Annotated in this window: 20 protein-coding genes and 1 pseudogene; 15 read left to right on the top strand and 6 right to left on the bottom strand. The window is 70.5% G+C overall.

What is annotated here, in order from left to right; all coding sequences use genetic code 11:
• Positions 1 to 51 precede the first annotated feature (51 nt).
• The gene (locus K318_RS0101345) at positions 52 to 405 is read right to left on the bottom strand and encodes an MmyB family transcriptional regulator (protein WP_281170673.1); all 354 of its coding nucleotides are present in this window, start codon (positions 403 to 405) and stop codon (positions 52 to 54) included.
• Positions 406 to 476: 71 nt separating this feature from the next.
• Between K318_RS0101345 and K318_RS24120 the strand changes: the two genes are divergently transcribed.
• Positions 477 to 839 (top strand): SDR family NAD(P)-dependent oxidoreductase, encoded by a 363-nt coding sequence (locus tag K318_RS24120; protein WP_084499485.1) that lies wholly within the window; start codon positions 477 to 479, stop codon positions 837 to 839.
• Positions 840 to 978: 139 nt separating this feature from the next.
• Positions 979 to 1248: a Rossmann-fold NAD(P)-binding domain-containing protein gene (locus tag K318_RS0101335; RefSeq protein WP_029088137.1), complete on the top strand. Its 270-nt coding sequence runs from the start codon at positions 979 to 981 to the stop codon at positions 1246 to 1248.
• Here K318_RS0101335 and K318_RS23300 read toward each other — a convergent pair.
• Complete coding sequence (locus tag K318_RS23300) at positions 1232 to 1984, bottom strand: PaaI family thioesterase (protein ID WP_051297317.1); 753 nt, start codon at positions 1982 to 1984, stop codon at positions 1232 to 1234. The genes K318_RS0101335 and K318_RS23300 overlap by 17 nt on opposite strands.
• 222 nt (positions 1985 to 2206) lie before the next feature.
• Between K318_RS23300 and K318_RS0101325 the strand changes: the two genes are divergently transcribed.
• The 6 genes from K318_RS0101325 (at position 2207) to K318_RS18535 (ending at position 8937) form a co-directional block, all read left to right on the top strand.
• Positions 2207 to 3748: an acyl-CoA synthetase gene (locus K318_RS0101325; RefSeq protein ID WP_029088136.1), complete on the top strand. Its 1542-nt coding sequence runs from the start codon at positions 2207 to 2209 to the stop codon at positions 3746 to 3748.
• A 50-nt stretch (positions 3749 to 3798) separates the two neighbouring features.
• Positions 3799 to 4575 carry an enoyl-CoA hydratase-related protein gene (locus K318_RS0101320; protein ID WP_029088135.1) on the top strand — a complete coding sequence of 259 codons (777 nt, stop codon included), beginning with the start codon at positions 3799 to 3801 and terminating at the stop codon, positions 4573 to 4575.
• Positions 4576 to 4678: 103 nt separating this feature from the next.
• Entirely contained in the window at positions 4679 to 5686 is a 1008-nt protein-coding gene (locus K318_RS0101315; RefSeq protein WP_029088134.1) for an NADPH:quinone oxidoreductase family protein, read from the top strand.
• 1 nt (position 5687) lies between these two features.
• Entirely contained in the window at positions 5688 to 6497 is an 810-nt protein-coding gene (locus K318_RS0101310) for an SDR family NAD(P)-dependent oxidoreductase (RefSeq protein ID WP_029088133.1), read from the top strand.
• Positions 6498 to 6655: 158 nt separating this feature from the next.
• Complete coding sequence (locus K318_RS0101305) at positions 6656 to 8299, top strand: long-chain-fatty-acid--CoA ligase (RefSeq protein WP_029088132.1); 1644 nt, start codon at positions 6656 to 6658, stop codon at positions 8297 to 8299.
• The gene (locus K318_RS18535; protein WP_245579727.1) at positions 8296 to 8937 is read left to right on the top strand and encodes a GyrI-like domain-containing protein; all 642 of its coding nucleotides are present in this window, start codon (positions 8296 to 8298) and stop codon (positions 8935 to 8937) included. Before K318_RS0101305 ends, K318_RS18535 begins: the two co-directional genes overlap by 4 nt.
• A 204-nt stretch (positions 8938 to 9141) precedes the next feature.
• Here K318_RS18535 and K318_RS0101295 read toward each other — a convergent pair whose 3' ends face one another.
• Positions 9142 to 10071: a hypothetical protein gene (locus tag K318_RS0101295; RefSeq protein ID WP_029088131.1), complete on the bottom strand. Its 930-nt coding sequence runs from the start codon at positions 10069 to 10071 to the stop codon at positions 9142 to 9144.
• Positions 10072 to 10195: 124 nt separating this feature from the next.
• On the opposite strand from K318_RS0101295, the pseudogene K318_RS25700 reads away from it, so the two are divergent.
• Both K318_RS25700 and K318_RS25370 read left to right on the top strand, forming a co-directional pair.
• A pseudogene (locus K318_RS25700) lies at positions 10196 to 10309 on the top strand (hypothetical protein); the annotation flags it as partial.
• Between the two features lie 95 nt (positions 10310 to 10404).
• Positions 10405 to 11127 carry a 3-hydroxyacyl-CoA dehydrogenase NAD-binding domain-containing protein gene (locus tag K318_RS25370; protein WP_281170670.1) on the top strand — a complete coding sequence of 241 codons (723 nt, stop codon included), beginning with the start codon at positions 10405 to 10407 and terminating at the stop codon, positions 11125 to 11127.
• A gap of 13 nt (positions 11128 to 11140) precedes the next feature.
• Here the strand turns inward: K318_RS25370 and K318_RS0101285 are convergent, their stop codons facing one another.
• Positions 11141 to 11521, bottom strand: a complete 381-nt coding sequence (locus K318_RS0101285; protein WP_029088130.1) for a nuclear transport factor 2 family protein — start codon at positions 11519 to 11521, stop codon at positions 11141 to 11143.
• 264 nt (positions 11522 to 11785) lie between these two features.
• On the opposite strand from K318_RS0101285, the gene K318_RS0101280 reads away from it, so the two are divergent.
• Positions 11786 to 13165, top strand: coding sequence for an NAD-dependent succinate-semialdehyde dehydrogenase (locus K318_RS0101280; protein ID WP_029088129.1), 1380 nt, complete (start codon positions 11786 to 11788; stop codon positions 13163 to 13165).
• Positions 13166 to 13274: 109 nt separating this feature from the next.
• Here K318_RS0101280 and K318_RS25365 read toward each other — a convergent pair whose 3' ends face one another.
• Complete coding sequence (locus K318_RS25365) at positions 13275 to 14102, bottom strand: DUF805 domain-containing protein (protein ID WP_051297316.1); 828 nt, start codon at positions 14100 to 14102, stop codon at positions 13275 to 13277.
• 109 nt (positions 14103 to 14211) lie between these two features.
• Here K318_RS25365 and K318_RS0101270 point away from each other — a divergent pair, with 109 nt between their 5' ends.
• Positions 14212 to 14649: an NUDIX hydrolase gene (locus K318_RS0101270; protein WP_029088127.1), complete on the top strand. Its 438-nt coding sequence runs from the start codon at positions 14212 to 14214 to the stop codon at positions 14647 to 14649.
• A 317-nt stretch (positions 14650 to 14966) separates the two neighbouring features.
• Here K318_RS0101270 and K318_RS0101265 read toward each other — a convergent pair whose 3' ends face one another.
• Positions 14967 to 16298, bottom strand: coding sequence for an acyltransferase (locus K318_RS0101265; protein ID WP_029088126.1), 1332 nt, complete (start codon positions 16296 to 16298; stop codon positions 14967 to 14969).
• A gap of 182 nt (positions 16299 to 16480) precedes the next feature.
• Here K318_RS0101265 and K318_RS0101260 point away from each other — a divergent pair, with 182 nt between their 5' ends.
• From K318_RS0101260 to K318_RS18525, 3 genes are read left to right on the top strand one after another with little or no spacing between them, the layout of a single operon-like run.
• On the top strand, positions 16481 to 17203 hold the full coding sequence (locus K318_RS0101260) for a GntR family transcriptional regulator (protein ID WP_029088125.1): 723 nt from the start codon (positions 16481 to 16483) through the stop codon (positions 17201 to 17203).
• Complete coding sequence (solA, locus tag K318_RS0101255; RefSeq protein ID WP_029088124.1) at positions 17190 to 18359, top strand: N-methyl-L-tryptophan oxidase; 1170 nt, start codon at positions 17190 to 17192, stop codon at positions 18357 to 18359. The genes K318_RS0101260 and solA overlap by 14 nt, the downstream gene beginning before the upstream one ends.
• Positions 18356 to 19855, top strand: coding sequence for a sodium:solute symporter family protein (locus K318_RS18525; RefSeq protein WP_051297315.1), 1500 nt, complete (start codon positions 18356 to 18358; stop codon positions 19853 to 19855). Before solA ends, K318_RS18525 begins: the two co-directional genes overlap by 4 nt.
• The last annotated feature ends 34 nt before the right edge of the window (positions 19856 to 19889 follow it).

Genomic DNA, 19889 nt, shown 5'->3' with positions numbered 1-19889 from the left:
CTGCTTCTGCTGCTCCGCGGCGTGCCGGGTTCCAGGTGGTGACCTTGCGACCTATTCGGTCTGACGAACGTGGTCAGAGGCCGGCACGGTGGTGTTGGTCCAGCTTGCGAGGAGGCGGAAGCGCTCCTCGGTGGGGCTGTCGGGCCCGGCGCTGCAGGTGGTGATGGAGATGCCGGGTTCGCCGGGCATCTCGAGCACGTCGTAGGCGACGTGGAGGTCGCCGACCTCGGGGTGGCGGTAGGTCTTCTGCCCGGTGCGGTGCTCGTGGACGTCATGGTCGGCCCAGTCCTGCCGGAACTGCGGGCTGCGGGTGGAGAGCTCCCCGATGAGCGCGGTGAGGTCGGCGTTGAGGGGGGCGCGTCCGGCATGGAAGCGCAGCATCGCCGCGGTGAGGCTGCAGGCCAGCGGGCAGTCGGGCCTGTTCGGGGGGTGATGTTCGCGCGCCGGGAGATCAGGAACTCCCGCATGTCGTCGTCATCACCGGCGCCTCCTCCGGGATCGGCGAGGCAGCCGCGAAGCTGCTCGCCGGCCGGGGCGCGAAAGTCGTCCTCGGCGCCAGGCGTCAGGACAAGCTCGACCGGATCGTCTCCGATATCGAAGCCGCAGGCGGCCAGGCCGTCGCACAGGTTCTCGACGTCACAGTGCAAGAAGGCGACGATGCGATCGTGCAGCTCGCCCAGGACACATGCGGGCGTCTCGATGCGACCTTCCTCAACGCGGTCTACGGCGGCACGAAGTGGTTCGTGCGCGACTTCATGGAGGTGCTGCGCATGGAATCGGCCCAGGAGGGCACGAACATCCGCACCGCGACGATCTGCCCGGCCAACCAGCCCTGGTGAACCAGCAGACCGGAGCCTGCAGCATGTCGCGCGTCCCGATCACCGGTTCTATCGACGGCCTCCGCCTCGCCCACCTGACCGGCGGCGGCACCGATGAGCCGCGCTCGCCGGCCTCACTCACTGTTGAAAGGAAGACCCTGTGGAGGTGCTTCTCATCGGCGCTGCCGGACGTGTCGGCACACGCCTGGCTGCAGCGCTCACCGCCCACGGCGACACGGCCTCGGGTATGCACCGCAGCCCCGATCAGGCCGACACCGTCGCCTCCTCCGGCGCGACCCCGGTGGCCGGAGACCTCATCGACGACACTGTCGACGAGCTCGCACTGAAGCGCCGATCGGCACGCAGCTGCTTTCGCTGCCCCGCGGAGTCCGGAGAGTCGGAGGGAGATGTGCTCAGCCGCGGACGTTGAAAGCGCTGGGATCGAGCTCGCGCGGTGCGATCCACAGGCCTCGGGCCCGGGCCGTGACGGTGCCGTCCGCCGTGATCTCCCCCTCCATGAACCGCTTGCGGCCCTCCACACGGATGAGGCGGCCGCTCACACGCACCTCGGCGTCGAGGGGAGTGCCGGCATCGTAGGTGAGCGTGAGCTCGCGGGTGAACGCCGGCGGCAGCCCCGAGGAGTGCGCGGCATCGCCGAGGATCTGGTCGAGCATGAGCGCGACGATCCCGCCGTGCACGCGTCCGGGAGGCCCCTGGTACTGCAGCGGCAGCACGACGTCCGCATAGGACTCGTGGGTGCCGGTGCCGTCCGCGGCCACTCCGGCTGCGGCCACCGGCGCCCCCTCGGCAGCGGACGCTCCACCCGCCGCGCTCGCACCTGCCTCGGGCGCGGACGAGGCCGGCCCGCCCGCGGGCACATCCTCGCCGCCCGCGGGATCGAGCCGCCTGTGCCGGATCACGAGGGGCGGTGCGATCGGATTGCGGGCCGAGGAGGCCGGGGTGATGTCGCGCGAGAAGCGGGCCCGGGGCGGCGCAGGATCGCTCACCTCGACGGCCTCGGGGGCCTCTGCTGCGGCGGAGAGGTCCGCGGCGATCTCCCTGATGCGCGCTGCGAGAGCGGCATCGTCCCGTTCGGAGACGAGCGCATTGATGAGGCTGCGCGTGAGGCGGGTGCTGTGCTCGGCGAAGGGGGAGACGCTGGTCATCGCGTCCTCTCTGCTGTCAGTCGGCATGAGCCGGTGGGCGGTCGGCCGGCGTGCGCCGGCGGATGAGGCGGGACGCTCCGGCGTTCTTGTCTGCGGATGCCGTTCCGGTTAAGGTCCTTAGCAAACGTTCAGTCAGAGCTGTCGTCCCTCGCAGTGTAGCTCTGTGCGGGCAGGCCCCGCGCAGAGCGAGTCCGCATCGCCCCGTCACGAGGAAGTGATCCGATGTACCCAGGAGCCCACGCGGCCCAGCACCCGGACAAGCCCGCCCTCATCCTCGCCGACACCGGCGCGGTCCTCACCTATGCCGAGCTCGAGGAGCGCTCCCTGCGGCTGGCCAACCACTTCCGCTCCCTGGGCGTGCTGCCCGGCCAGCACCTCGCGATCATCGCGGAGAACCGCTTCGAGATCGTCGAGGCGATGTGGGCCGCACTGCGCACCGGCACCCTCATCACCGCCGTGAACTCCCATCTCACGGCGGAGGAGGCCTCCTACATCGTCCACGACTGCCAGGCCGAGATCGTGCTCCTGTCCGGTGAGCTGGACGATGCCGCGGAGCTCGCCGAGCGCTGCGCCGATGTGCCCCATCGGATCTGGATCGGCGCGCCCCTGCCCGGTTTCGACCCCTACGAGGAGGTGCTCGCCGCGGCCTCGGCCGAGCGCCCGGACTACGAGCCCTGCGGCGACGACATGCTCTACTCCTCCGGCACCACGGGCAGGCCCAAGGGCATCCTCCCGGAGCTCAAGGACCAGTCCGTCGAGGACCCCAACATCCCCATCGTGCAGCTCTTCACAGGCGTCTACGGGTTCGGCCCCGACACCGTCTACCTCTCCCCGGCGCCGCTCTACCACGCCGCGCCCCTGCGCTTCGTCCGGACCACCCACGCCCGCGGCGGCACCGCCGTCATCATGCCCCGCTTCGACGCCGAGGCCGCCCTCGCCGCCATCGAGAAGCACCGGGTCACGCACTCGCAGTGGGTGCCCACCATGTTCATCCGCATGCTCAAACTGGATCGGGAGGTGCGCGAGTCCTATGACGTGTCCTCGCTGCGGGCCGCCATCCACGCAGCCGCGCCGTGCCCCGTCGAGGTCAAGCGGCAGATGATCGAGTGGTTCGGGCCCGTCGTCTACGAGTACTACTCCTCCACCGAGGGGCCCGGGGTCACGCTCATCAGCTCCGAGGAGGCGCTCGCCAAACCCGGCTCCGTGGGCCGCGACGGCTATCTGGGCACCATCCGCATCTGCGGACCGGACGGCGAGGAGCTGCCCGCGGGAGAGGTGGGCACCATCTACTTCGAGGTCGATCCCGACAAGCCGATGTTCCGCTACTTCGGCGACGAGGCGAAGACCGCGGCCTCCCGCCACCCCGTCCACGAACGCTGGGCGACCACGGGAGACCTCGGCTGGATCGACGAGGACCGCTACCTGTACCTCTCCGAGCGCAGGGGCTTCCTCATCATCACCGGCGGCGTCAACATCTACCCGCAGGAGATCGAGAACGCGCTCGCCCTCCACCCGGACGTCCGGGACGTCGCCGTGGTGGGGGAGCCGGACGAGGAGCTCGGCGAGGTCGCCGTCGCCTACATCGAGCCCGAGGAGCACGTGTCCCCCGAGCGGGACCTCGGCTCCGAGGTGCGGGAATGGCTGACCGGCCGCCTCTCGAAGTTCAAGGTTCCCCGGCGCATCCGCGTGATCGATGCGCTGCCCCGCACGCCCACCGGCAAACTGGTCAAGAGGAAGCTCGATCCCTCGCTGGCCCGCGGCTGAGGCCCGGCCCGCGCAGCACCCACCCAGAAGGAAGACAGAGAAAGAGGACCATGACAGAGCAGGCACCCCTCGTCGTCACCACCGACGACTCGGGCATCACGACCCTCCGCTTCAACCGCCCCGAGACGCTCAACGCGCTGAGCAAGGAGGTGGCGGTGGGGCTGCTCGAGGCCCTCCGCGCCGCGCAGACCGACGGCACGCGCGCGATCGTCCTCACCGGCGGCGACCGTGCGTTCTCCTCGGGCGCCGATCTCCAGGCCAAGCGCGATCCCGGTGCGACGGGAGGAATCCTCACGGAGATCAACCAGATCATGGTGATCCTGCGCGATTCCGCCGTCCCGACGGTCGCCGCGGTCTCCGGCGCGGCCGCCGGCGTGGGCTGCTCGCTGGCCCTGGCCTGCGACTACGTGATCATGGACGAGAAGTCCTTCCTCATGCTCGCCTTCACGAAGATCGGCCTCATGCCCGACGGCGGTGCGAGCGCCCTCGTCGCGGCCTCGGCGGGCCGTCACCGCGCCATGCGCATGGCGCTCACCGCCGAGCGCGTCTACGGCGAGCGCGCCTACGAGTGGGGGCTCGCGAGCGAGCTCGTCACCGATCAGACCCCGCAGGAGCGCGCGGCCGAGGTCGCCGCCTCCTTCGCGGCAGGGCCCCCGCTCTCGCTCGCCGCCACCCGCCGGGCCGTCAACGCGGAGACGCTCGGCACCCTGCAGGAGGTGCTGGACCGCGAGACCGTCGGACAGGGCCTGCTGCTGGTCTCCGAGGACTTCGCGGAGGGCGGGGCGGCCTTCCGCGAGAAGCGCGCGGCGGTCTTCACCGGGCGCTGAGCGGGGACCGGCACGGCACCTCCGCGCATCTGTGCTCCCTGCACCCGCTGTCCCGTTCCCGCCACCGAACGCACGCACACCCATCGACAACGCAAAGGACGCCATGAAAGCTGTACAGGTCGTCACCCTCGACGGACCCGATTCCATCGAACTGCGCGAGGTCGCAGCCCCCGCGCCCGGACCCGGTGAGATCCTCATCGACGTCGCCTACTCCGGGGTGACATTCCCCGAGCTGCTGCAGACGCGAGGGCTCTACCAGCTCAAGCACGAGCCGCCGTTCACGCTGGGCGCCGAGGCCTCCGGCACGGTCACCGCGGTGGGCGAGGGCGTCGAGGGCTTCGCGCCCGGCGACCGCGTCGCCACGATCTCGAACAAGGGCGGCTACGCCGAGGCGATGGTCGCCCCCGCGAACGCCACCGTGAAGCTGCCGGACTCGGTCTCGCTCAAGGCCGCGGCAGGCATGCCCATGAACCTCCTGACGGCGGACTTCGCGCTGCGTGTGCGCGGCCGTCTGGAGCCCGGCCAGACGGTGCTCGTCCACGGCGCGGCCGGCGGCCTCGGCACCGCGCTCGTGCAGATCGCGGTGGCGATGGGCGCCACCGTGGTCGGCGTCGTCTCCACGGAGGAGAAGGCGGAGACCGTCCGCGCCCTGGGCGCTGCGCACGCGGTGCTCAGCGACGGCTTCAAGGACGCGGTCAAGGAGCTGTTCCCCGGCGGCGTGGACCTCGTCGCGGACCCCGTGGGCAATCCGAAGGACGGCGACCGCTTCACCGATTCGCTCCGCTGCCTGAGCACGTTCGGCACGGTCCTCGTCCTCGGCTTCACGGCCGGTGCGATCCCCGAGGTCAAGGTCAACCGCCTGCTGCTCAACAACGTCGGCGTGGCCGGCGTGGGCTGGGGCGCGGCCTTCGCGAAGGACCGCGACCTCGTCCGCCGCCAGTGGGAGGCCATGTGGGACCACCTCGCCGCGGGCCGGCTCGATCCGGTGATCCACGGCGTCTATCCGCTCGAATCCGCCGCCGAGGCGATCCGGCAGCTCGAGACGCGGGCCGTCCGGGGCAAGGTGCTGCTCGAGGTGCGGGCGGAGTCCGGCGAGAACGGGGAGGGCTGAGATGCAGGCGCTCGATCTCACCGGCCGCACCGTCGTCGTCACGGGCGGCAACCGGGGCATCGGCCTCGGCATGGCCAGGGGCCTCGTGGAGGCCGGGGCGGACATCGCGATCTGGGGACGTAATGAGGAGGTCAACGCCGAGGCCGCGGCCCAGCTGCGCGCGCTCGCCGAGGAGCGCGGGACCGCGGGCTCCGACGCCTCCGCCGGCCTGGCCCCCGGGGTCGCGGCATTCGCCTGCGACGTCTCGGACCCCGCACAGGTGAACCGTGCGATGGAGCAGACGCTGGAGCGGTTCGGCCGGCTGGACTCGCTCATCGCGAACGCGGGCGTGTCCGGCATGTACGGCCGCCTGCACGAGCTCGACCTCGAGGCCTGGCGGAAGGTCTCGGCGGTGAACGTGGAGGGCGTGATCTCCGGCTGCCAGGCCGCGATCAGGCAGTTCCTGGACCAGGGGGAGGGCGGCTCGCTCGTGCTGCTGGCCTCGCTCGCGGGCATCGAGGGCGCGGGCCGGAACTCGCTCTACGGTGCGACCAAGGGCGCGGTCCTCGCGCTCATGCGCGCGATCGCGGTCGAGTACGGGCGTGAGGGCATCCGCGCGAACGCGATCCTGCCCGGCTGGATCGAGACGGAGATGACGCAGGGCTCCGTGAGCAGCGAGGTGTTCACGCGCAAGGTGATCTCGCGGGTCCCCTACCGCCGCTGGGGCACGCCCGAGGACTTCGCGGCCGCCGCCGTGTACCTCGCCTCGCCGGGCTCGTCGTTCGTCAACGGGCAGCAGTTCGTCATCGACGGCGGTTACACCGTATTCTGAGCAGCGAGACGCGCGTCACATCCCTGTGCGTGCGCGAGCCGGTGCCGCGGGACGCGCAGTCCTCCGCGGCACCGGCTCGGTGCCGAGGCACCCTCCGCGTCGCCGCGGCGGGTTCCGCCTGCGGCGTCCCCGTCCGCTCCGACACGATGGAGGCCTCCATGCTCCGCGGTATCCCCTCGACCATGGGCGATGACCACCAGCTCAACGTCCTCTCCCTGCTGCGGCACGCCGCGGCCAACTTCCCCCGGACCGAGGTGGTCCACCGCCGCTCCGACGGCGGCTGGGGCCGCTCCACCTATCGCGAGGAGCTCACCCGTGTGGCGCGGATGGCCGGTGCGCTGTCCGGCCTCGGCGTGGGCGCGGGCAGCACCGTGGGGGTACTCGACTGGAACTCGCGCCGCCACTACGAGGCCTATTTCGCGGTGCCGAGCCTGGGCGCGACGATGGTCCAGCTCAATCTGCGCCTGGGCGAGGCCGATCTTGCCTACGTCGTCAACCACTCGCAGACCGAGTACGTCATCGTCGACGAATCGCTGCTGCCCATCGCGGAGAAGCTCGCGGGCGAGTCCTATGTGAAGCAGTGGATCGTGGCCTCCGACCGGCCTGCCGGGGAGGTCAGCACGAGTCTGCCCGGCGCCGTGTTCCTCGAGGAGCTCATGGCGGAGGCGGCCGAGACCTACCCCTTCGAGGAGGTCGAGGAGTCCACCGCCGCCTACGCCGGCTACACGACGGGCACCACGGGCCGGCCCAAGGGGGTCTACTACTCCCACCGGGCCTCCTATCTGCACGCGGTGGGCGTCGACGCGGGGCTGTGCCTCACGTACGAGGACGTGACGATGCCCATCACGCCCATGTTCCACGTGCTCTCCTGGGGATTCCCGCAGGCGGCGACGGCCGTGGGCGCGAAGATGGTGCTGCCGGGCCGCTTCTCCGCCGACGACATGGGCGCGATCGCGAAGGCCTTCGTCGACGAGGACGTCACCGTCGCCAACGGCGCTCCGGCGATCTTCGCGGGCCTCCTCCAGTACATCAGGGCGCAGCCCGAGGCGCCGGACCTCTCCCGCGCCCGCCTCGTCAGCGGATCCACGGAGCCGCCGGTCTCGCTCATGAAGGGCTTCCGGGAGCTCACGGGGGCGGAGATCATCCACGGCTACGGCGCCTCGGAGACGAGCCCGCTCGTGAGCCTCAACTGGCGGATCAAGCCGGAGCTGGGCGAGATCGGCGAGGACGCCGCATGGGACCTCAAGCGCGCACAGGGCCTGCCGCTCCTGGGCGTCGAGGTGAAGATCGTGGACCCGGTGGGGGAGGAGCTGCCGCACGACGGCTCCTCGATGGGCGAGCTGCTCATCCGCGGACCGTGGATCACGACGTCCTACCACAAGCTCTCCGACAGCGCGGACCGGTTCCTCGACGGCTGGTGGCGCTCCGGCGACGTCGCGGTCATCGACGGGCACGGCTACATCAAGCTCACCGACCGGCTCAAGGACGTCATCAAGTCCGGCGGCGAGTGGATCTCCTCCATCGACATGGAGAACGCGATCCTCGACGATGCGCGGGTCAAGGAGGCCGCAGTCATCGGCGTCCCGGACGAGAAGTGGGACGAGCGGCCCGTCGCCTACGTGGTGCCGGCCGAAGGGCAGAGCCTCACCGCCGAGGACGTGCGCGAGGGCCTGAGCTCCCGCTTCGCCAAATGGCAGCTGCCGGACGAGGTGGTCTTCACCGAGGAGCTGCCGCGCACCTCCGTGGGCAAGCTCGACAAGAAGGCGATCCGCGGTTCGCACTCCGGCGGAGGTGCGCAGTGAGTGCGGGCGCCGGCTCCGGCCAGGGCGCTGACTCCGGACAGGGTGCAGTCCCTGAGCGGGATGCCGGCTCTGAGCAGGGCACCGGTCCTGAGCAGGGCGCGGAGCAGACACCCGGACCCTATGGTGCACCCGGCAGCCCCAGCGTGATCGAGGCGGCGGAGCGCGTGACGGTGGGCGTCCGTGCCGAGGGCTTCCCCACGGAACATCTCGCGGTTCTGTTCGACGGGGTCTTCTCCCGGCTGTTCCCTGCCCTGGCGCGTGTGGGCGTGAACCCCGCAGGACCGGCGCACGCCCTCTACACCTCCCTCCCGGGGGAGACGGTGGACATCGAGGTGGGGATCCCGGTGGATCGGGTGCTCGGCGGCGAGATCGACCTCGGCGCGGTGGACGTGCCCGGTGCGGGAGAGGCGCAGCTGGTGGCCGTGGCCTCGGCGCTGCCCGGCGGACGGCTGGGAGCCGCTACGCACCTCGGCGGCTTCGACGGGCTGGGCGAGGCCTGGGGGACGTTCCTCGAGACCTTGGGCTCACGCGGTGAGGCGCCCGCGATGCCGTTCTGGGAGGTCTACGTGACCGAGCCCAGCCCGGACATGGACCCGGCCGATCTGCGCACCGACCTCTTCACGGCGCTGCGCGACTGAGAGGCTGCTCTGCGCGTCTGTTCAGCGCGGGCAGGCCGGCGTCACGAAAGCTCGGGTCGCACAAGCAATTGCGTGTGCGACCCGAGCTTTCGTGCGCATGCGGGTGATCGGCGCACGGACACTCCGCAGACACGCGCTGCAGCGTGTAGATGCGGAGATTCCGTGCGCACGGGTGTCGGGGCTGCGCGTGCGCGGTCCGCGGGTTCAGGGGTGGGTGAGCAGATAGGCGCCGGAGCGGTCGAAGTCCGTGATCTGCCAGCCGTCCGCGGTCAGCTCCGTGATCCCGCGGCGGAGGGCGTGGCGCCATGCGTCAGCGAGCTGCGGGTCCGTTCCGCGCAGCGTCTCGATGTCGCTGGGGATCGCGAGCGACACGAGCTCGGCCTCGCGGGGGACGTCGAGCTCGATGGGCCGGCCGCCGGCGTCGATGCTGAGTGCGGGGGCGGCATCGGCGAGCCGGGGGCGGGCGGCCGGTGTATCCTCGGCTCCCGCAGTCGCTGCTCCCGACCCTCCGGCATGGGCTCCCGCCGCAGCCGGTGCCCCGCCCCAGCCCACGGAGCGCTCGAGGTCCCAGCTCACGAGCAGCCGGTCCGAGGCGGTGCCCTCATTGACGCCGTCGCGCATCTGGCCGTAGAAGTCCTCGTGGTACTCGATCGCCCGGGCGCCCAGGCGGCCGATGTTGAAGTATGCGTTCCTGCTGATGAGCGGATCGAAAGTCCACGTCATCTCCGTGATGCCGCGCTGCAGGCACCACAGACGCTGGTGGAGCTTCATCGCCGCCCCCGTGCCGCGGCCTACCTCGTCGTGCCTGACCCCGGCGATGTGCGAGTGCATCGACCACTCCGGCGGGGAGGAGAAGAAGCCCACCGTCACGCCGATCAGCTCACCCGTCTCCGGCACCACCGCCGCGGCGACGTAGTTCTGGGCGTGCGCGAGGGCCATGAGGAGGCTGGGCTCCATCACCGTGGTGCCGGCCGCGCCCACATTCCACACCTCGTCGAGGAGGAGGGAGGCCTCGGCGGCGGTCTGCGGGTCGTGGATGAGCCGCAGCTCGACCCCGGCGCGCTCCTGCGCCTGTTCGAGTTCGCGCTCTGCCGCCTCGATGGTCCGGGACCTGGTTCCTGCTGCGTCGTCCATGACGTTATTCTGCCACCGCAAGGAGCGTCTGCGCCGGTGAACACAGGGATCGCGAGCAGGAGCCGTGCGCAGGGGCAGGTCCTGAGCCCCTTTGCGTCCGGCCCGGGACTCTAGAGTGAGGTGCATGGACGCAGACGAGGAGACACGGGTTCCAGAGCCTCCGGCGCGCGCGGCGGTGATCGGCGCCGGCACGATCGGGCTGTCATGGGCGCGGCTCTTCGCTTCCCACGGCACTGCCGTCACGGTCTTCGACCCGCGTGAGGACCTCGCCGCGGCCCTGCGCGAGACGGAGTCGGCCGCCGGCCTGCCGCCGGCCTGCCGCCGGGCACGCTGGTGCGGGCGGACTCACCGGAGGAGGCCGCCTCGGGCGCGGACTTCGTGCAGGAGAGCGGACCGGAGGTTCCCGCAGCGAAGCGGGAGCTCTTCGCGCGCCTGGCAGAGGCGGCACCGGCACACGCGCTGCTGCTGTCCTCCTCCTCGGCGATACCCGCCACGCGCATCGCCGAGGAGCTGCCTGCGGAGACCGCCGCCCGCGTGCTGATCGGGCACCCGTTCAACCCGCCGCACATCATGCCGCTGGTGGAGGTGGTGCCGGGGGAGCGGACCTCCGCCGCGGCGACCGAGGTCGCACCGGCCCTCTACCGGGCCTACGGCAGGGCGCCCATCCGGCTGCGGCGGGAGGTGCGCGGGTTCGTGGGGAACCGGCTGCAGAACGCCGTCCTGCGGGAGGCGGTGCACCTCGTGCAATCGGGCGTGGTCGAGGTCGCGGATCTGGACACGGCGGTGAGGAACTCGCTGGGGCTGCGCTGGGCGGCCGTGGGACCGCTCGAGGGCATGCACCTGGGCGGGGGCACCGGAGGGCTGCGGGCGTTCATGGAGCACATCGGCCCCTCGTTCGCCGCGATCGATGTGCACGAACCGGACATGTCTGAGGCCGGGACGGAGCCCGTCATCACGCAGGCCGAGGAGGCGTACGGACTCCCGCCCGAGGCCCGGATCGCGGAGGAGCGGGACCGCGTGCAGGAGGCGATACTCCGGCTGAGGGCTGAGGGCTGAGGGCTGGGAGCCCTCAGACGGCGGCGCGGAAGAAGTAGGTGGTCCGGGAGGCGATCAGGCCGGCCTCGTCGAAGCGCATGAAGTCGGCGAAGCCCTCGCGCGCCTCGGAGCCGTCCTTGAGCGTGCCGGAGAAGGTGCCGCGTACGGCCACCCGGTCGCCGTCGGCCACCGTCTCCGTCACGGTGTGGCTGCCCGTGACGATGATGCGCTCGCCCCGGTAGAAGTCCGCGATCTCCGCACCGCGCAGAGTGGGATAGCCGGGCCTGTCGTAGGTGGCATCGGGGGCGAAGAGCGCGATGGTCGCATCCGCGTCGCCGGCGTCCACGGTGGTGTAGTAGTGCGCGGCGAGCTGCTCGGCATGGGTCTGCGGCGGAGCGGAAGGCTGCTCGGTCATGGGTCTCTCCTCGGGTGGCGGTGTGCGGGGCGGTCGGGACTGGGAACCGGAGGTCGGGTTGCGGAGCGTGAAACACGGCCCGAGGCTGTGAGAGCCGCGAAGCTGTGATGAGTCTCAGCATCCTTCACTGTGCTTTGCGTCCTGCTCTGTGACCTGCCTAACGTAGGAACCACACTAGCTGGCGGCTCCGTCGGCTGGAGCGCTGGTCCCCGTGACCGTGCAGGCACTGCCGTGCGTGCACCATGTGAGAGAAGGAGTGCATCGATGTCGATCTATCAGATTCTCAATCCCGCGACCGGTGAGGTCGTGGAGACGTATCCCACGGCCACGGACGCTCAGATCGCCGAGGCCCAGCAGCGTTCCCATGACGCCTTCGCCGAGTGGGCGGCCCGGCCTGTGGCCGAGCGGGCGGCGGTCCTGAACCGGGTCGCGGACCTCTACGCCGAGCGCTCGGACGAGCTCGCGGAGATCATCCACCAGGAGATGGGCAAGAAGATCGCCGAGGCCAAGGGCGAGCTGAAGCTGTGCCAGCTGATCTATCGGTACTTCGCCGAGCACGCCGAGGCGTTCATGGCCGATGAGCCCCTCCGCGGGACGGCGGCCGAGGATCAGGCGTTCGTGCGTCGCCGTCCGGTGGGGTCGATCCTGGGGATCATGCCCTGGAACTTCCCCTACTACCAGGTCGCCCGCTTCGCCGCCCCGAACCTGGCGTTGGGCAACACGATCATCCTCAAGCACGCACCCCAGGACCCGAAGTCCTCTGCGGTCATGGAAGAGATCTTCCATGAGGCCGGGGTGCCTGCGGATGCCTACATCAATGTGTATGCCACGAATGAGCAGGTCGCGGACATCCTCCTGCCCTCACCCCTGAATCACGGAGTCTCGGTGACGGGGTCGGAGCGGGCCGGGTCCGCGGTCGCTGCCGAAGCCGGGAAGAACCTGAAGAAGGTCGTGCTCGAACTCGGTGGTTCGGACCCGTACATACTTTTGGATTCTTCGGATGTGAAGAAGTCGGCGGAGACGTTCTTCGCCACCCGTATGGGCAATACGGGTCAGGCATGCAACAGCCCGAAGCGGATGATCGTCGCCGAGGACATCTATGACGAGTTCGCCGCTGAGCTGACGGCTCTGGCGAAAGCCAGCACGCCGGAGGATCCGACGGTGGAGGGTTCACCCCTGTCTCCGTTGTCTTCGCCTGCCGCGCGGGAGCGGTTCATGGAGCAGGTGGAGGCGGTCAAGGCCGATGGTGCGAAGGTCCTGGCCGGTGGTGAGGCCTATGACATACCGGGGGCGTTCGTGCAGCCGGTGGTGTTCGAGGACGTGAGGCCGGGCATGCGCGGCTACCATGAGGAGCTCTTCGGTCCGGCGTTCATGCTGTTCAAGGTCAGCAGCGAGGACGAGGCGGTGGAGCTGGCCAATGACACGCCCTTCGGGCTGGGGTCCGCGGTGTTCTCCGATGATCTCGAGCGTGCAGAGCGTGTGGGGTCCCGGATCGACGCGGGCATGGTCTTCCTCAACACGCCTGAGACCACGCGGGAGTTCCTGCCGTTCGGTGGGGTGAAGCGTTCGGGTGTGGGTCGGGAGCTGGGACCGCTCGCGATGGACGAGTTCGTGAACAAACAGCTCGTCTTCAAGAAGGGCTGAGCGGCTCAGGAGGAGTCGCACGCACAGAGAGGGGGTGCAGGACCCGGCGGTCCTGCACCCCCTCTCTGTGCTCTCATCTCTCCCGGAGTGCGCTCAGCCCGGAGGCGGCTCAGTCGCCGTTGTGGTCGTCCCACTCGCCGCGGCGGGCCTCGGGCTTGGTGGGCAGGATCGTCAGCACGAGGACGATGAGGCTGCCCACGGAGGGCACGAGGTACAGGAGCATGAACCAGGCGGAGAACCCGGCGTCGTGGAGACGGCGCGAGGTGATCGCGAGGCTCGGGACGATGATGGCCAGGCTGAACAGGCCGGAGAGGATCGCCCCGAGGATCAGGAAGACCCCGCCGACGCCCATGCCGGCGGTGGCTCCGGTGCTCATCCCCGACTCGTAGGTGGCTGAGGCGGAGACCGCGCTGGCGATCATCGCGAAGTAGCCGATCATGAGCGGGATCGACAGCACCAGTCCGATGAGGCCGATGCCCAGCTGCGCCCACCAGAACTCGCTCAGCGAGGCGTAGCCTGAGAAGCGCGCGTACTTCTTGAAGTAGCGCTTGAGAGCCTGCATGAATGTGGCCCCGTAGAGGGGCTGGCTGAGCACGGGCTCACCGTCGGGACCGACCGCCTGAGGGCCTCCCGGCAGCACGGTGGTGCTGGTGGGGGCGAAGCCCGGGGCGCCCTGTGCTCCGGGAGCGCCATAGGTGCCGGGGGCGCCGTACGGGGAGCCCTCGGGAGTGCCGTAGGGGGCGTTCTGCGGCTGGCCGTAGGGGGCCTGGCCCTGCTGGGGTGCGCCGTACGGGGGCTGACCGCCGGAGCCGCCCGGGTCTCCCGGCTGAGGAGCGACGGGAGGCTGGACCGGCCCGGAGCCGTAGGGCTGTGCGGGACCTGATCCGTACGGCTGCCCGCTCTGCGAGGGATCGTACGGATTGCTTCCGTGGGACATGGTTCAGTCTCCAGTCTGCGTTCTCGGGTGCTGCGTGCGGTGGCGAGGACGTGCGACCCCTCCGTAGGAAGACAATATAGGGGAGACGAGTCCGCTGGAAAGGAAGCCGATGTCGCAGAACCGCACCATAGCCGTCGCCGCCCTCGTGATCATGGCGGGGGAGAATCTGCTCACCGTCCGCAAGCACGGCACCACCTCCTTCATCCTCCCCGGCGGGAAGCTGGAAGCGGGGGAGACCGCCGCCGAGGCCGTGGTCAGGGAGGTCTCGGAGGAGCTGGGGCTGTCCGTGAGCGGGGATGAGATCGGCCTCCTCGGACGGTTCACGGCAGGGGCTGCGAACGAACCGGATCACGTGGTCGAGAGCAGCGTGTTCGTCTTCAGCGATCTGCGACAGGACTTCGACCCTGCGGCCCTCATCGGAGAGGCGGAGATCGCGGAGCTCGCCTGGATGCCGCTGCGGGAGCTGCCGGAGGACACCCCGGAGCGACAGGTCGCACCGCTCACCAGGGACCATGTGGTCCCCGCACTGCTGGAGGCCATGCGGTAGGCGGTGCCTCGGCGGGCCGCATCAGCCGAGCAGGCGCCTCCTCCGGGGACGCGGCCGCCTGGGTGATGAAGAACCGGCTGCGGCGGTCGCAGTGCGGGGCTTTCCGCGATCGCGCCCGTCACTGGCGGATCACTCATCACTGACGGATCAGTGATCATCACTCATGATGAGTGATCCGTCAGTGATGACTTAGCGAATGATCGCGCGGTGGCACACGCAGGCGGGACCCGGGTGGTGCGGTGAACGAGCTCGGTCATGCCGCTCCCGCGCTGCCGGGGGCCATGCGGTAGGCGGTGCCGACGCCTGGGCGGGCCGTGTCATCCGAGCAGGCGCCTGGCTCCCGGAACGCGGCCCCACAGCAGGCTCGCCGCGAGCGAGACCGCGAAGCAGCCGAGCCAGAGGCAGACGAAGAGCACCGCCGTCGCTGCGAAGCCCAGCTCGAGGGGGAACAGGGCCCCGAACACAGCGTCGATGAGGAGCACGTGGACGAGGAAGGCCCCGAAGGAGGCGCCCGCGAGCGTGCGGAGCCTCGTGACGCGCCTCGACGGCGGCTGCGCAGCTGCCGCGCCGGTCCCGGAGCCCGGTGCCTTCCCGCCCCCGGTTCCGGTTCGCCCCTCGGAGCCCTCTGTGCCGCGGGGGCCGGTTCCGCCTCGGGCGCCGGGCCTCTCCCCGAAGCGCCGCCACAGTGCGGATGCGAGCAGGACGACGCAGACGCCGAGGAAGGCGGTGAGCGGGTTCGCGTTCTCGATGGGATAGTGGATGCGCGTCTCCCAGAGGAAGACCGCGCCCGCCGCTGCGACGAAGACGAGCCCCGTCGCCCAGTGCGCCCACGGCCGCAGCTGCAGGGTCTCCGCCGCGTGGATGAGCAGACCGCCTCCGACGAAGTAGACGACGGCGTACGTGGTCAGGCCCCATCTCCAGCCGCCGAGGTCGCCCGTGACCGTGCTCTGCGCGACTTCGAACAGCACCGGCCCGGCGGAGAACAGGAGCCCGAGTGCGGCCAGCCTCCACGGCCTCCCGCCGCGGACGACGAGGACGGCAGCGCCGAACACCGCGATGAGGGGGATGTACAGGTAGAGGTACCACAGGTGGTATCCCGGTCCGGCCGCGCTGAAGGGCAGCTGGGCGAGCGTGCCGCGGAGGTCGGTCCGGTCCCAGTCGAGGAGCTTGTGCACGAGGAGGTACGCCAGAGACCAGAAGGCCAGCGGGACGGCGTGCCGCACGATCCTCCTGACCATCGTCGCCTCTCCCGTGGGCGGAGCTCCTGCGAGGACCGCCCAGCCGGCGACGGCGAAGAACATCGGCACGGCCCAGGGATTCACCGCCTCGGCCAGATGGCCCACGAGGAGCGCCGCGGACTCCGGGTGTTCGTCCCGCGCGCGGCGGATCAGCGTGCCCCCGGCATGGCCGAGCATGACCGTGAGGCAGGCGGTGAGGCGGAGGAGGTCGACATCGCCCCGGTAGGCGCCGGCGGCCGGGCTTCCGCGTGAGGGGGTGGGCCGCGAGGGGCACGGGCGCGTGGGAGCCTCGCGGACGGGCCGCGGTTCGCGGTGAGAGGCACAGCCCTCCGGAGGCGAGTGCGCCTGAGCGGCTCCTGTGGTCCTCGCGCCTCTCTCGGCGTCCGGGGGCAGGTGTCGGCGGTGGGTCATCGCTCGGCTTTCCGCTGGGGGCTTGAGGGGCTCCCGGGACGGTAGTGACGGATGGTTGCGGGCAGGTGGCCCGGCGGTGGACCAGGGGGAAACCGGCTGTCCTCACGCCTGTGCCGTCTCACGATCAAAGACATCTCATTCGGTCTATTGTCATGACAAAGTTGCGTGTCTAAGGTCACATCATGGCAGCAGGGACGCACATGCCCAAGCACACCGAGGTCCGGGAGTGGATCGAGGGTGAGATCCGCGCGGGGCGCTTCGCGATCGGCGACCGGCTCCCCACGGAGGCCGAGCTCATGGCGATGTTCGGCGTGAGCCGGAACCCCGTGCAGAAGGCGATGTCCGGGCTCGTGGAGTCCGGCCTCGTCGTGCGGCGGCGCGGGGCCGGCAGCCTCGTGGCTTCCACGGGACTGCGCGGAAACCTGCTGCGCACGCTCGACACCAGGCTGACGGAGCCGGAGGTCGCGGGAGCCCACCGGGTCGACGGCGTGCGGGTCGCGACCGCGGCGTCCTTCCCCCTGGCCGCGGGCGTGCTGAGCGACAGCGCACCGCTGGCCGAGCTCGTGCGCACCAAACTCGACTCCGGCTCCGCGCCGATCGCGCTGGAGCGGTGCATCGTCGACCTCTCCCAGGTGCCGGACCTCCTCGAACAGGACCTCGTCCACCTCACCACCACTGCCCACTACACCGCCCGCGGAATCGCGGACCGACGCGTGACCTCGGTGCTGAGCGCGGTGCACCTGAGCGCTCAGGATGCGGCCCTCTTGGGGGTCGCCGAGGACACTCCGATCCTGCGGCAGGTGCGGACCATCCACATCGGGGAGGGGACTTCGCTGGAAGTCGCGGAGTTCCTCTTCCATCCCACGAACATCACCATGGAGGTGAGTCAGCTTGAAGCCACATGAGAGCACGCGCATCGCCGTCGTCGGAGCCGGCGTGATCGGGACCATGACCGCCTGGCAGCTGGCCGAGCGCGGTTTCTCGGTCACCGTCTTCGAACAGTGGAACACGCCCAACGACCGGGGCGCCTCGGCGGGGGAATCCCGCATCTTCCGCACGGTCTACAAGGAGGGGGCGGAGTACGTGCCGCTCCTGCAGAAGTCCCGGGACCAGTGGGACCGGCTGCAGCGGGGAGCGCGCGGTGCGCAGATCCTCGAGATGTGCGGCGGCCTGACGATCGGCCGTCCCGAGGAGCCGGACGTCGCCGCCGTGATCGCCTGTGCGGAGAGCGCGGGGCTCGAGCACCGCGTCCTCGACGCCGAGACGATGGCCCGCGAGTACCCGCAGTTCCGGCTCGATGACGACGAGGTCGGGGTGCTCGATCCCGCGGCCGGGGTGTTCCGCCCCGAGCTCGCGGTCCTCGCCGCACGCGATGCGGGCATGCGCGCGGGAGCCGAGTACCGCACATATGCGCGCGTCCTCAACATCCGCCCGCAGAGCTTCGGGGTCATGGTCGACACCGCGGCCGGGGCCGAGGCCTTTGACACCGTCGTCCTCGCCTCGGGGCCGTGGGCGAACGAGCTCAGCGGCCTCGGACGCGAGGTCCTCGCGCCGAGGCGCCTCGTGGCGGGCTGGTTCCCCGCCGGCGACGTCGAGCTGCACCGGCCTGCGCGCATGCCCATCTCCATCCGCAGACACCCCGAGGGCGGCTTCTCCTGCTTCCCCGTGCTCGACGGGATGGCGGTGAAGATCCTGCCCCACCACCTGCCCTGGCAGGACCTGGAGACGGTGGGGCAGCTCCCGCGCTTCGTCGAGCCGGAGCTCGTCCAGGCGGCGGAGCGGGCCGTCGCCCGCCTCATGCCGGGGCTCGATCCCACGGCGATCCGCATCTCGACCTGGACGGAGGGCTTCACCGCCGACGGGGCACCCGTCGTGGGGCCCTCGCCTGAGGACGAGCGCATCCTGCTCGCGGTGGGCATGTCCGGGCAGGGCTTCAAGTTCTCCCCGATGGTGGGCAGCATCCTCGCGGACTACGCGGAGCACGGAGCATCCGCAGACGCGGTCTCCGTCATGGACTCGCTGCGCTGGAGCCGGAGCGCGGCCGGGGGTGAGCGGGCATGAACGTCGGGATCACGCTCATGATCGGGCTCGCCTCGCTCATCGTCATCGGGCTCGGCGCGCTCATCTCCTTCCTCGTGAGCCGCCGGCACAAGTCCGAGGCGGACTGGATGGTGGGCGGTCGCAGCCTGCCCGTCTACGTCCTCGCCTTCACCCAGTACGCGACCGCGGTGGGGGGCGGCGTGCTGGTGGCGCACGTGGGCATCGCCTACTCCTGGGGCTTCTCGGTCTTCTGGTACGAGGCCTTCGTGGTGGTGGGCATGCTCATCATCGCGCTTTTCGCGAACTGGCTGCGCAGGCGGCGCTTCGCCACCATCCCCGAGGTCTTCACCCGGCTCTACGGACAGCACAAGGTGCTGCTGACGGTCACGGCGGTGAGCGTCATCATCGTGCCCTTCGGCTGGCTCGCCACCCAGTTCGTCGCCTTCGCCAACCTCTTCAGCGAGGTGACCGGCGTGCCCTTCGCGCCGCTCATCATCGTCATGGCGCTCATCAGCCTGCTGTTCGTGCTGCCCGGCGGGCTCACCTCGGTGGCGTGGTCGGACTTCTTCTTCGGCGTTTTCATGATCGTGGCCTCGGTCGTGGTCGCCGGCTATGCGGTCTGGATGGCCGGGGGCTGGGGCAGCATCGCGGCACAGGTGCCGGATGAGCTGTTCGCGATGCCGGAGGGCCTGGCCGCTGCCGGGTGGACCACGATCCTCCTGTGGCTGTTCGCGATCCTGCCCGGCACCCTCACGAACCAGCTGTACTACCAGCGGGTGTTCGCGGCGAAGTCCGGGAAGGAGGCGCGCACCGGCATCTACCTCAGCGCGGTCATGGTCATGGTGGCAGGCGGATACGCCCTCCTCATCGGCCTCGCCGTCCGTGCGATGCATCCGGACCTGGGCGTGGACGGACGCGAGGGTGCGGCGGGCTGGTTCCTCGCGCAGGTCCCGGTGTGGCTGCTCGCGGTCTACGGCGCGTTCCTCATGGCGACGATCGTCTCGACCACGGGCTCCGCCCTGCAGTCGGTCGTGGCGAACATGATCAGCGATCTGCGCAATGCCTATGTCACCCGGGAGACGAGCGAGCGCACGCGGATCTCGCTGTCCCGCTGGTGCACCGTGGGCGTCACGCTCGTGGCGGCGGTGCTCGCGATCGTCTACCCCGAGGCGCTGGGCTGGCTCGTCGCCACGTACGCCTATTCCGCCTCACTCCTCGCCGTCCCCCTGCTGCTGGGCATCGTCATGAGTCGCCGGTACCGGGTGCGCACGCCGGTGGCCTACGCCTCTATGATCGCGGGAGTGATCGGGTGCGCAGGAGCGCATGTGCTCGGCACCGAGGTGCCGTACGCGGTGTTCGGGATCTGTGCGAGCCTCGCCGGCTATCTGCTCGCGCTGCTGTTCGTCCGGCCCGTGCGGATGCCCGGGGGCGCCGTGCCCGAGGTGCCCGAGGACGCCTCGGGCGCCGCCTTTGAGGAGAGCCCGGGTGCCGCTCCCGCCGGGGAGCCCCGTCCATGAACATGCAGTCCGGTCCCGTCCAGGGGCCGCAGAG

The organism is Brevibacterium album DSM 18261 (assembly GCF_000426445.1).
GTDB lineage: Bacteria > Actinomycetota > Actinomycetes > Actinomycetales > Brevibacteriaceae > Brevibacterium > Brevibacterium album.
This window is presented reverse-complemented; position numbering and strand designations above follow the sequence as displayed.